General features: G+C 65.9%; 9 protein-coding genes. 4 read left to right on the forward strand and 5 right to left on the reverse strand.

Annotated elements, in window-relative coordinates; genetic code table 11:
• The first annotated feature begins 61 nt into the window (after positions 1-61).
• Entirely contained in the window at positions 62-1,276 is a 1,215-nt protein-coding gene (locus HHL14_RS21350; protein WP_169499605.1) for an MFS transporter, read from the forward strand.
• 256 nt (positions 1,277-1,532) lie between these two features.
• Positions 1,533-3,188, forward strand: coding sequence for a collagen-like triple helix repeat-containing protein (locus HHL14_RS21355; RefSeq protein WP_169499606.1), 1,656 nt, complete (start codon positions 1,533-1,535; stop codon positions 3,186-3,188).
• A 593-nt stretch (positions 3,189-3,781) separates the two neighbouring features.
• Here the strand turns inward: HHL14_RS21355 and HHL14_RS21360 are convergent.
• Positions 3,782-4,927, reverse strand: coding sequence for a branched-chain amino acid ABC transporter substrate-binding protein (locus HHL14_RS21360; protein ID WP_169499607.1), 1,146 nt, complete (start codon positions 4,925-4,927; stop codon positions 3,782-3,784).
• A gap of 452 nt (positions 4,928-5,379) precedes the next feature.
• Entirely contained in the window at positions 5,380-6,483 is a 1,104-nt protein-coding gene (locus HHL14_RS21365) for an NAD(P)H-dependent flavin oxidoreductase (RefSeq protein WP_169499608.1), read from the reverse strand.
• Positions 6,484-6,886: 403 nt separating this feature from the next.
• Here HHL14_RS21365 and HHL14_RS21370 point away from each other — a divergent pair, with 403 nt between their 5' ends.
• Both HHL14_RS21370 and HHL14_RS21375 read left to right on the forward strand, forming a co-directional pair.
• A complete protein-coding gene (locus tag HHL14_RS21370) occupies positions 6,887-7,585 on the forward strand; it encodes a dienelactone hydrolase family protein (protein WP_169499609.1) in 699 nt (232 codons plus the stop codon).
• A 247-nt stretch (positions 7,586-7,832) separates the two neighbouring features.
• Positions 7,833-9,413 carry an amidase gene (locus tag HHL14_RS21375; RefSeq protein WP_169499610.1) on the forward strand — a complete coding sequence of 527 codons (1,581 nt, stop codon included), beginning with the start codon at positions 7,833-7,835 and terminating at the stop codon, positions 9,411-9,413.
• Between the two features lie 60 nt (positions 9,414-9,473).
• Here HHL14_RS21375 and HHL14_RS21380 read toward each other — a convergent pair whose 3' ends face one another.
• From HHL14_RS21380 to HHL14_RS21390, 3 genes are all read right to left on the reverse strand, one after another.
• A complete protein-coding gene (locus tag HHL14_RS21380) occupies positions 9,474-10,766 on the reverse strand; it encodes an MFS transporter (RefSeq protein ID WP_169499611.1) in 1,293 nt (430 codons plus the stop codon).
• Between the two features lie 309 nt (positions 10,767-11,075).
• Positions 11,076-11,387: a high-potential iron-sulfur protein gene (locus tag HHL14_RS21385; protein WP_169499612.1), complete on the reverse strand. Its 312-nt coding sequence runs from the start codon at positions 11,385-11,387 to the stop codon at positions 11,076-11,078.
• A 153-nt stretch (positions 11,388-11,540) separates the two neighbouring features.
• The gene (locus HHL14_RS21390; protein ID WP_169499613.1) at positions 11,541-12,647 is read right to left on the reverse strand and encodes an NAD(P)/FAD-dependent oxidoreductase; all 1,107 of its coding nucleotides are present in this window, start codon (positions 12,645-12,647) and stop codon (positions 11,541-11,543) included.
• Positions 12,648-12,728: the final 81 nt, after the last annotated feature.

Below are 12,728 nucleotides of genomic sequence, written 5' to 3' on the forward strand. Positions count from 1 at the left end.
TCGGAAATTCGCTTTCAACGCGCTTTCCCTCGCACTCACGCCCTCTGCGCCCGAGACCTCCGTGCCCGATCACCCAAGCTCCGAATTCGCTGTCCTGCCCGCCGCTCATCGCGACCTGTCCGACACCGCGCGGCAACGCGCGCGCATCGCCACGATGGCGCTGTTTTTCATCGCCGGCATGATGTACGCGTCGTGGGGCGTGCACGTGCCGACGGTGCGCGACCGCTTCCATCTGAACGCGGCGATGCTGTCGTTCGCGCTTTTCGCGGTGGCTGGCGGTTCGATCGGCGCGATGGTGACCAACGCGTCGTGGATCGCCCGCGTCGGCACGCGCCGCGCGTGTCTCGCCGGCGGCCTCGTGATGGCCGCCTGCGCGGCGCTGGTGCTGATCGTACCGGCGTACTGGATGCTGCTGGTCGTGCTCGCGATCTTCGGCGCCGGCATGGCCACGCTCGACGTCGCGATGAACGCCGAAGCGAGCGCCGTCGAAAAAGCGCTCGGCAAGCCGATCATGTCGTCGCTGCACGGCATGTTCAGCGTCGGCGGGATGTTCGGCGCGGCGGCCGGCGGGACGCTGCTGTCGCGCGGCATGGCGCCGGCGCTGCATCTGGCGCTCGCCGCGGCGGTCAGCGCGCTGGTGCTGGTGATCGCGTGTCCGTCGGTGCTGCCGCACGTGCCGCATGCCGAACATCCCGATGCCGCGACGCCGCGCGCGAGCCGCTGGCGCTCGCCGGCGCTGTGGGCGCTCGGCACGATGGCGCTGGTCGCGCTGATCGCCGAAGGTGCGATGTACGACTGGGCTACGGTCTATATGCGCGACGTCGTGCTTGCGACGCCGGCCGTCGCGAGTGCCGCCTACGCGGCGTTTTCGGGCGGCATGGCGGTCGCGCGTTTCGCCGGCGACGCGGTGCGCGCCCGCTTCGGCGCGCCGCAACTGGTGATGATCAGCGCCGCGCTCGCCTGCGCGGGGATGGTCGACGCGCTGCTGTTGCCGAACGCGGTCGCCGCGCTCGCAGGCTTCGCGCTGATCGGCCTCGGGCTCGCGAACATGATGCCGGTGCTGTTCGCGGCGGCGGCCAGCGTGAAGGGCATCCACGCGGCCGAGGGGCTCGCGCACGTTGCAGGCCTCGCGTACTTCGGTCTGCTGCTCGGGCCGGTGATCATCGGCGCGGTCGCGCAGGTGACCAATCTGACGATCGGTCTGTCGGTCGTCGCGGTGTGCGCCGCGCTGATCGCGCTCGTCGGGCCGAAGGTGCTGCGTCGTTTGAAGATCTGACGCGAGCGCGCGCCGGCTCTGCGTCGGCGCACTCCTGCTCCATACGAAACCGGCTCGCTTACGTTACGTTACGCGCGGCCCGCGCGCCGTCGTGTTCCGCGACACATCGCCGTAATACGGCGCCCCACCGCTCTCACGCATCGCCCGCGAACCCTTGATCGACGGGGTTTCGGCGCGCTCCCCGGCGACGGATGAAATTGGCATAAGCTTTGCAGTTAGCTCCCCAGCAATGTCCATATTACGAGGGGAGCGGAACATGTATCGCACATTCAAACTGACGGCAGGCGCGCTCTGCGTGTCATCGATGATCGTCCTCACTGGCTGCGGTAGCGCACTGACCCAGCCGGGCGTGTCGAGCAACTCCGGCGCGGCCGGTTCGAGCAGTGGGTCGACGAGTGGGTCCAGCAGTGGCTCGAGCAGTGGCTCCAGTAGCGGGTCGAGCAGCGGATCGAGTAGTGGCTCCAGCAGCGGATCGAGTAGTGGGTCGAGCAGTGGCTCCAGCAGCGGATCGAGCAGTGGTTCCAGTAGCGGGTCGAGCAGCGGATCGAGTAGCGGTTCCAGCAGCGGTTCCAGCAGCGGTTCCAGCAGCGGATCGAGTAGCGGCTCAAGCAGCGGCACCACCAGCGCCAACCCCGTCGGCGTCGTCGTGCAGAACACCGGCAACGTCGTCACCGCGACCGGCCAGACCGTGGCGGCGGTGGGCAGCCAGATCAGCTCGACCTCGCTTCCCGGCACCAATGCTGCCACCACTAACGCGCTCGGCGGCGTCGTCACGAATCTCGGCAACGGCGTGACCGCGCTCGGCACCGGCGCGGCGAACGGTCTCGGCCAGCTCGGCAATTCGACCGATCCGCTCGCCACCACGCTCGCCAGCAGCGGCACGCTCGTCGCCGACGCAGGCCTGGCGGTCAACAGCGCCGGTCAACTGGTGACAAGTCTTGGCACCGGCCCGACCTCGGCGCTCAGCCCGCTGACGACCCCGCTCGGCAGCGTGGTCTCGACGGTCGGCAACACCGTGACCACCGTCGGCACGGATCTCGGCACCACGCTGTCGAACGGCCCTGTGCAGCAACTCACGCAGGGCCTCAGCACCGCGATCACGCCGATCACCTCGGTGGTCGCTCAAACGACGCAAACCGTCGGCGACACGACCGGCCTCGGCGCACCGCTGAACGGCCTGTTGTCGACGATCAGTCACGGCCTCGACAGCGCCGGCACCAAGATCAGCGGCGCAACCGATAACGCGATCGGCCAGAACCTCGGCAATGTCGTGACGAAACTCGGCGACACGGTCACATCGGTGGGCGGTCTGCTGACGGCCGGCGGCACCAGCGGCAGCAATCCGCTTTCGGGCCTGACCGGCATTCTGAGCGGCACCAGCAGCAGCAGCGGCGGCAGTGGCACGTCGAGCAACCCGCTCGGCTCGCTCACGAGCATCCTGACCGCGCTGCCGAGCACGCTGAGCAGCGGCCTGACCGGCGGCAGCGGTTCCAGCAGCAGCCCGCTCGCGCCGCTGACCAACGTGGTGTCGTCGCTGACCAGCAGCCTCGGCAGCGCCGGTTCGGGTAGCGCGCTGGCACCGCTGACCAACGTCTTGACTTCGGTGACCAGCACCGTCACCGGCGCGCTGGGTGGCGCGACTTCGAGCGGCGGCAGCAGCAGTCCGCTGGCACCGGTGACGTCGCTCGTGACCTCGCTGACGGGCGCGCTCGGCTCGGCGACCGGCAGCAGCTCGGGTAGCGGCAGCAGCACCAGCAGCGCGCTCGCGCCGGTCACGAGCCTGCTGACCACGGTCACGAGCACGCTGACGAGCACCGTCAGCGGCGCGGCGAGCACCTCCGGCAGCAGCTCGGGCGGCGGTCTGCTCAGCGGCCTGACGAGCGGCCTCACCAGCCTCTCGACGAAGAAGTGATCAACAAGAAGAACGACAGCATATAAAGGCGCGGCAGGAACAAGCGCCGAAGGGAGGGTGGCGAGCCGGGCAACCGGCTCGCCATTTTTTTATCGTGGTGGGGCTGCGTGGCTTTCCCGGTTTCCCCGGTTTCCCCGGTTTCCCTGCTTGCCCGGTTTGCTCGACGGCCCCGCCATCCTCGACGCGATCGCCACGCGCGTGTTCGCCCGACACCTCGCGGATCGCGCGCCGCGCCGACACATGCCGATATGGTTCGGTATCCGTAGCGTAGTGACGCGAGCGGCGACACGCGGCGATACAGGCAAACGTTAGCGTGGTCGACGTATGGCTTTTGCCACACCGCCGGCGGCAAGCCGAATGCCCGCGCCAATCGATACATCGATCGCAGCACGTCGACAACAAACACTATCCGCAGCACCAAAGCTCGCGCCACGCCGACAGCAACGGCGACATCCCATCGCCCAACTCGCGCCGAACCACCGGCAACGACACCCCCACCCCACAAAACAAAAGGCACGCAAGCCTCACGGCCCACGTGCCTCTTTAACCGCGATGCGAAGGACGGCTAACCGCCACCTTCGCTCACGCCGGATTTACATCTTCACAACGTCGAGCAGCGTCTTCTTGCCCGACTTGTAGTTGTACAGCGAGATCACGCCGTGCTGCAGATCGCCCTTCGAATCGAAGGTCGTTTCGCCGATCACGCCCTTGTAGTCGGTGGCCGGCATCGCAGCGAGGATCTTCGCCGGATCGGTCGAGTTCGCGCGCTTCATCGCGTCGACGATGATGTACACCGCGTCATACGTGAACGGCGCGTAGATCTGGATCGGCTGACCGAAACGCTTCTGGTACTTCGTCTGGAACTCCTTGCCGCCCGCCATCTTCTCGAGCGCCATGCCGGCTTCCGAGCAGACGATGTTGTCGGTGGCGTCGCCGGCCAGATCCGAGAGCTTGTCGGTACAGACGCCGTCGCCTGCCAGCACCTTCGCGCGCAGACCGAGCTGCTTGGCCTGCTTCGCGAACGGGCCGCCGGTTGCATCCATGCCGCCGTACATGATCGCGTCCGGATTTTCACCCTTGATCTTGGTGAGAATCGCGCGGAAGTCGACGGCCTTGTCGTTGGTCGCGTCATGCGAGACGACGTTCAGGCCGAGCGCCTTCGCGGTCTTCTCGAATTCGTTCGCGAGACCCTGGCCGTAAGCGGTCGAGTCGTCGACGATCGCGACGCTCTTCACCTTCATGCCCTTGGCCGCGTAGTTCGCGAGTGCCGGACCTTGCTGCGCATCGGTCGCGACGACGCGGTAGGTCGTCTTGAAGCCTTGCTGCGTATAAGCCGGATTGGTCGCCGACGGCGAGATCTGCACGATGCCCGCATCGCTATAGATCTTCGAAGCCGGAATCGAAGTGCCCGAGTTCAGGTGACCGACCACCGCGACGACCTTGTCGTCGACGAGCTTCTGCGCAACCTGAGTGGCCGTGCGCGGGTCGGCCGCGTCGTCCTGTGCGTCGAGTTGCAGCGTGATCTTCTGGCCGCCGATCGTCAGCCCCTTCGCGTTGATTTCCTCGACGGCGAGGCGCGCGCCGTTTTCGTTGTCCTTACCCAGGTGAGCGATACCGCCAGTCAACGGCGCAACGTGACCGATCTTGACGACCGTGTCGGCCGCCGCCGAAGTTGCCAACGTCGCGAACAGCATCGCAGCAGCGCTGATCGGCAACAGCTTTTGAATTCTGATGTTCATGTAAGTCTCCAGTGTCGGTCAAAACAACGTAATCGCCCTGTGCCCCGCTTCCCCAACACGTGTCGCTCAGTCCCGTGGACGACCACGCCGGTTGCATCGTTCATGCACTTGGCCAGTACGTTTGCCGGACCGTTTGTGACGGTTGACAAGCCGTACTTGCGCGCAAGTGTAGGTCATCAAATTAAATTGGGGGAATTTTTTGAGAAAGTGGGAACAACACTAATAGCGCGGTTTGCGCGCGCTCTACTTCAGACGTAGGGGAACAGGCTGGAGAGCCCCGCCCCATGCGGGTTTCCGCTAATCGGACTATTTTCCCGCAGGCGCGAATTCAGGGTTTTTACGGTTTGAAGCGCGCGCGATTGGAAGGATTTTTCAACTCTAAAATGTGGGGCGCCGCACAGGTTTGCGAGCGCCCCGCAAAAGATTAAAACAAACTTAAATCGGACAGCTGATCAGCGCCCGAATGCGGCGACTCGCTCGACGGCGACAAGCCATTCCTGTTCGAGTTGCGCCATCAGTTCGGCGGCGCCAAGCGCTTCGGCACGCGCGCGGCCGAGCGGCGCGCCTTGCCCCGCCCACAACGACAGATAGTCGCCGTTCTGCGCGCGCGCCGCGCTCTGCCGCAACTCCTGCGTCAACGCGTTTTGCACCGGATACGGCGCGATGCGAGCCGGCGTTTCGCTCAGACGCTGCATCAACGGATTGCGGATGCCGCGCGCGTGACGGCCGGTAATCGCGCGCGTGACCGTGGTCGACGTATCGGCCATCTCGCGCACGCGGGTTTTCCATACCTCGGGGATCGCGCTTTCGCGGCAGGTCAGAAACGCCGTGCCCATCACCGCGGCCTGCGCGCCGAGCGCGAGCGCGGCAACGATGCCGCGACCGTCCATGATGCCGCCGGCCGCGAGCACCGGCAGCCCGGTCGCGTCGACGAGCTGCGGCACGAGCGCCAGCGTGCCGACCAACGCATCCTCGAATGCACCGATGAAAGTGCCGCGATGCGCGCCCGCTTCCGCGCCCTGCGCGGCGATCGCATCGGCGCCCGCGTCGCGCCACGCTATACCTTCGGCAACATGCGTCGCAGTCCCAACTACATACGTGCCGTTCGCATGCAAACGCTCGACGTCTTCGGCCGATAGCAGTCCGAACGTAAAGCCGGCGACCGGCACGCGCAATTCGATCAGCGTCTCCAGTTGCGCTCGAAAATCCGGCGCGTAGCGTTCGAGCGGCTGACCCGCCGGCAGACCGAGATCGGCGCGCAACGGATCGATCGCTTCGAGCGCGCGACGCACGGTGGCCTCATCGGGCGAAGCGGGATCGAGCACGAACAGATTCACGCCGAACGGGCGATCGGTCAGCGCGCGAATCGCCGCGACCTCGCTCGCAATCTTCTCGGGCGACAACGCCGCGCCCGCGAGAAAACCGAAGCCACCCGCATTCGATACCGCGGCGACCAGCGCGGGCGTCGTCGCGCCGCCCGCCATCGGCGCCTGCACGACGGGCACGCGCATCTGGAAACGCGCGGCGAACGGCGTCACAAAACTGCCTTCATTCATGATCGATTCCTTTCCGGCAAACTGCCGGCGAGAGTGCTGTCGATGATTGCTGTCGATGCGTGTTGTCGATGCGCGCGCAAACGTATCCGTCATCTGTTCACGCTATGTTGCCGATGCGCTTGCGCTGCATGGTTCCGCTGCATCGACGACCGGTTTGCGCTCGCACACACGATTACGCCGACTGTACCGATACGCGTGGTCGCGGGGAAATGAATTATCGAGAATGTTTCAATCGCCTTACGAGAATCGAGTCCTGCGAGGCAAGCCGCAAGGCCTCGTCCAGCCGTACTGCACGCCGTTTCTTTTGATGGCAAACTAACCGCCCGCCGCAGCGCCTCGAGGCCTCCGGCGTTTCGTACACACCGACCTCGCGCGACACTCGCGCGAGTCTATGGAGAACAGCATGACCACGACTTCCCGATGGATCGACATCCCCGCCGGCAACGACAATTTCGGCGGCTACCTCGCGCTGCCGAAGGGCGGCAAGGGACCGGCCGTCATCATCATTCAGGAAATCTTCGGCGTGAACGGCCATATCCGCTCGGTTGCGGATCAGTACGCGCAGGACGGCTATGTCGCGCTCGCCCCGGACGTGTTCTGGCGCGTGCAGCCGCGCGTCGAACTGACGTATGACGGCAAGGACCGCGAAAAGGGCATCGAACTGATGCAGAAGACCAAGCTCGACGATGCGGTCGCCGACATCGGCGCCGCTGCCGCCGCACTGCGCGCGCTGCCGGAAGTGACCGGCAAGGTCGCGGCGATCGGCTACTGCTTCGGCGGCCGCCTCGCGTATCTGGCCGCGGCGGCCGGCTCGGTCGATGCCGCGATCGCCTACTACGGCGGCGGCATCCACACGCATCTGGATCAGGCCGCGAACGTCAAGGTGCCGATGCAATTCCACTACGGCGAACTCGACGCGCATATTCCGCTGTCGGACGTGGGCCAGATCCAGGAACGCTTCGCCGGCCGCGACGACGTGCAGTTCAACATCTACCCGAATGCCGACCACGGCTTCAACTGCTCGGAGCGCGCGTCGTACAACCAGCGCGCGTCGGCGCTCGCGCACGGCCGCACGCTGACGTTCCTCGGCGAGCGGATGTAAATACCGCGAGCGACGATCCGCGACTCAGGTTGCGGATCCGTCATGTCCCGTTTCGCACCGCCTCGCAGGATCGGCGGCACGCATTTGAAGTGCGTGTCCGGATCGTTCGGGATCACGGCGGCGCCTAAATCCGGTACTCTCTGAAAGACGGCGTGTCGACGGCACGCCGTCTTTTTGCATCTGCGACGAATCATCGACCGGCCAAGCTTCAACGCAAGATCCCCATCGACCGTGAGGGCCCTTAGCCGTGGACTCAGACTATCTCGCTCATGACGCGATCGGCCTCGCCGAACTCGTGCGCACGCGCCAGGTCAGCGCGCGTGAATTGATCGACGCGGCGATCTCGCGCACCGAGGCCGTCAACCCCGCGATCAACGCAGTCGTGCTGAAGGACTACGACGCGGCACGTCAGCGTGCGTCGCGCGGCGACGCCATCCGCGCCAGCGGTACCAGCGGCACAAACGACGCAAACAGCGCGAACGGCACAAGCGGCCCGAACGGCACCCCCCACCTCAACGGCACGGACAACTCGGCCGCCCACGCCGCGCTCGCCGGCGTGCCGTTCATGATCAAGGACCTCGGCGCGCCGATCGCCGGACTGCGCATGGCGATGGGCAGCCGCCACTACCGCCACTTCATTCCGACACAGGACGCGCCGGTCGTCGCGCTCGCGAAAGCGGCGGGCCTGAATATCTTCGCGAAAACCAGCACCTCCGAGCTCGGCCAGATGCCTTATACGGAGCCCGAACTATTCGGCCCATGCCGCAATCCGTGGAATCTCGATCACACACCAGGCGGCTCGAGCGGCGGCGCCGCGGCGGCGGTCGCGGCCGGCATCGTGCCGCTCGCGCATGCGTCGGATGGCGGCGGCTCAATCCGCATTCCCGCGTCGTGCTGCGGACTGTTCGGCCTCAAGCCGTCGCGTGGACGTGTGCCGCGCGCGGCCCAGCCCGGCCCCGGCGACCTCGGCATCGATCTCGCGGTGTCGCGCAGCGTGCGCGATAGCGCGTTGCTGCTCGATCTGCTGTCCGGTAACGCGGAGCGCGCGGCCGGCGCGCCCGGTACGTTTCTCGGCGCGAGCCGCGAGCCCTGCAAGCCGCTCACCATCGCGTACGTGACCGAGCCGATGCTCGCACCGTCGCTATCGGCCGATACCCGCGCCGCACTCGACGACGCCGCGCAACTCGCCGCCTCGCTCGGTCATCGCGTCGAGCCGGTCTCGCTCGGCATCGATTTCTCGACGGTCGGCCACGCGTTTCTGACGCTCTGGTCGGTGACCGCCGAAGAACTCGTGCTGAACGCGGAGCGCATCACCGGTCGCAAGCCACTGCGCGACGAGTTCGAAATTTCGACGTGGACGATGGCTCATGTCGGCCGCAAGCTCGGCGAGCAGGGCTTGCCGGCCGCGCTCGACGAACAGCGCCGCATCACCGAGCGCCTCACCGATCTACTGAATCGCTACGACGTATTGTTGTGCGCGACGCTCGCCGCCGCGCCGATCAAGATCGGCGAGATGCAGCCGACGCCGCTCGAGCGCGCGCAGATGCGCGCGGTCACGACGATGCCGCTCGAAGCGCTGATGAAAAAGCTGCTGCACGAAACGTCGAGCCGGGCATTCGCGTGGGCCGGCTGCACGGAGCTGTTCAACCTGAGCGGGCAACCGGCGATGTCGGTGCCGCTGTACTGGAATGCGCGCGGGCTGCCGATCGGCGTGCAGTTCGCGGCGCGCGTCGGCGGTGAAGCGACGTTGCTCAGACTCGCCGCGCAACTCGAAACCGCGCGACCATGGTTCGACAGACGGCCGCCGCTGCTCAATGCGCAGCGTTAGACAGACACGCCACGCCGCAACGTACTTTTAGAAAAAGAAGAAGAGAGATAGCGCGCGACCTCAGGCCGGTTTGCGCTGCGCATCCAGATCGACGTGCCGCTGCCCCGGAATGCACGCGATCGCCGCGATCGACAGCGCGAGCCCCGCCATCACGTACCACGTCGGCGCGAGCGGCGAGCCGGTGGTTTTGATCAGCCACGTCACGGCGAACGGGCCGAAGCCACCGAACACCATCACCGCCACGTTATAGGCGAGCGACAGGCCGATCGAGCGCACATTGGCCGGAAACAGCTCGGCGATCAGCGCGCCGAACGGCCCGTAGTAACCCGATAGCGTAATCGACAGCACCGCCTGCACGAGCACCAGCTTCGACACGCTCGGCTCAGCCGCGAGCCATGCGAACAGCGGATAGATCAGCACGAACGTGAGCATCAGCGACCACAGCGACAAACCCTTGCGCCCGATCCGGTCCGACCATGCGCCCGTCAACGGCGACAGCACGGTCAGCAGCAGATTGCCGACGACCACCGCATAGAACGACTCCGCATACGGCAGCTTCAGTTGCTTGACCGCGAAGGTCGGCAGATAGCCGATCAGCACATAGATCGTCACGGTGAGCGCGATCACCGCGCCGAGTCCGCACAGCACGTTGCGGCTGTGGTTCGTAAACACGTCGTGCAGCGTCGCGCGCGGCGCGTTCCTTTGCGCGAGCAGAAAGACTTCGGAATCGGCGAGATGGCGGCGAATATAAAAACCAACGGGCCCGATCGCGAGACCGATGATGAACGGCACGCGCCAGCCCCAGGACTTCAGCGCCTCGGGCGACAGACCGCGCGTAATCAGCGCGCCGACCAATGCGCCCAGCAGTAGCGCCGCAGCCTGGCCCGCCATCTGACAGCTGCCGTAGAGACCGCGTTTCGAGAACGGCGCCGCTTCGATCAGCAACGCCGTCGCGCTGCCGAATTCGCCGCCGGCGGAAAAGCCCTGCAACAGGCGGCCGAGCACGATCATCAGCGGCGCGGCGATGCCGATCGCCGAATACGGCGGCGCAATCGCGAGCAGCAGCATGCCGAGCGTCATCAACGCGATCACGAGCGACAGCGCCGCCTTGCGGCCGGCGCGATCCGCGTAGAGTCCGAGCACGACGCCGCCGATCGGCCGCATCACGAAAGCGACACCGAAGGTGGCGGTAGTCAGAAGGATCGACGAATAGTCGTTGCTGGAGGGAAAGAATAGCTGGGCGATCACCACCGTCAGGAAGCCGAACACAGTGAAGTCGTACCACTCGAGCGCGTTGCCGATCACGGCGGCGACGACTGCGCGTGTATGAAGGCTCCTCGACGCGGGTGCCATTCGAATCTCCGGCTTGCAAAAAAGTGTCCCGGGGTCAGCGCGGTCGGATGCCCGTATCGACGCAAATGTAGATGCGCCGCACACCGCTGCCCTTGTTTATGCGCAAGAAAAATCGCGCTGGTGCAAGCAATCGCTTTGGAGTGTAAAGAGGGGCCAAACGGTTTTCAAGCCGTTTCAAACATCTCTAAAACATCAGGTGTACGTCTGCCGCTCGTGGCGGCAGACGCTTGAAACGTCCCGCTCGGCAACGCGCCGCGATGTTGCGGCGCATCCCGGAGAGGTCTGTCTGAACGTCAGATGCAGACCTCGTCAGGCTTTCTTGTTATATGCGCTGCACCACCCGGCGGCTGCGACCTGCTTGCCCGCGAACATCGGACAGCCGCCGTACGCATCGCCCGCCTTGCCCTGGAAAAAGCTGCAGTTGCCGCATTGCTGGCCGGCCGCGAATTTGGCGAATTTCGCCTTGTCGACCTTGCTCGCGTCGGCTTTGTAGCCCAGCGCCTGCGCGGTCGGATCGGTTTCGGAAACTTTCGGTGCATCGGCGAACGCCTGGCGCGACAGCGCGAGCGTCGATGCCACACCGATACTGGTGATCAAAAACGTACGACGGGACGATCTCATGGGGACTCACTCCATTTATGGAAAACACGCCGTTCTGATGACAGCGTTCGGCAAGCATAGCAACGAAGCCAGCCGGCGTGACGATCCAATGATGGAGATAAGCAGATCGGTAGGAGCGCGGACGTGCCGCCGCGCGCCCGCCTCCTGTCGGGCTCAGACGCGCCCGCTCAGCTCGCAGACCCGCTGCGCGATCGCCAGCGACGCGGTCAGTCCCGGCGATTCGATTCCGAACAGATTGACGAGCCCGCGCACGCCGTGCGCGGCCGGTCCCTGAATCACGAAGTCCGCGGCGGCCTCGCCGGGACCGGACAGCTTCGGCCGGATGCCCGCGTAAGCGGGCTGCAACGCGTGATCCGGCAACGCGGGCCAATACGCGCGAATCGCCGCGTAAAACGAATCCGCGCGACGCGGATCGACGTCGTAATTGATCGCGTCGACCCACTCGACGTCCGGACCGAAGCGCGCCTGGCCACCGAGGTCGATCGTCAGATGCACGCCGAGGCCGGCCTCGTTCGGCATCGGGTAAATCAGGCGACTGAACGGTGCACGCCCCGAGATGCTGAAGTAGTTGCCGCGCGCGAAGTAAAGCGGCGGCACGTGCCGCGCGTCGAGCCCGCGAATCTTGCGCGCCAGCGCGTTCGCGTGCAGGCCCGCGCTGTTGATCACGCAGGCGGCACTGATCGTGGTCGGCGCCGCGCCGCCGACCGTGACGATGAAGCGGCCGTTGTGTGCCTCGATCGCCTCGACCGGCGAATGAAACGCGCACACCGCGCCATCGCGCTCGGCGTCGCCCTGCAACGCGAGCATGAACTGATGGCTATCGACGATCCCCGTCTGCGGCGAGAACACCGCCTCCACGCATTCGAGCGCCGGTTCGAGCGCCTGCGCCTGATCGCCGGTGATACGCAGCAGATCGAGCACGCCGTTCTCGCGTCCCTTGGCCATGATGCTTTCGAGTTGCGGGATCTGATTACGCGACGTCGCGACCAGCAGCTTGCCGCAGCGCGAATGCGGCACGTTGCGCCCGGCGCAGTAGTCGTACAGCATCTCCCGGCCGCGCACGCACAGCGTCGCCTTCAGCGAACCGCGCGGATAGTAGAGGCCCGCGTGAATCACTTCGCTGTTGCGCGAACTGGTGCCCACGCCGATCGCCTCGGCGGCTTCCAGCACGATCACCTCGCGTCCGCGCGCCGCCAGCGCGCGCGCCGTCGCGAGGCCGATCACACCGGCGCCGATCACTACACATTCGATCTGATCCATATCCGTTGACGCGGCGTGGCTACGCCGCGCGCTGCCTCGTTCAGCTAATGGAGAGAAAGACAGCATGCGGCGCCGTGAGGG

Origin of the sequence: Paraburkholderia antibiotica (genome assembly GCF_012927125.1) — a bacterium.
Lineage (GTDB): Bacteria > Pseudomonadota > Gammaproteobacteria > Burkholderiales > Burkholderiaceae > Paraburkholderia > Paraburkholderia antibiotica.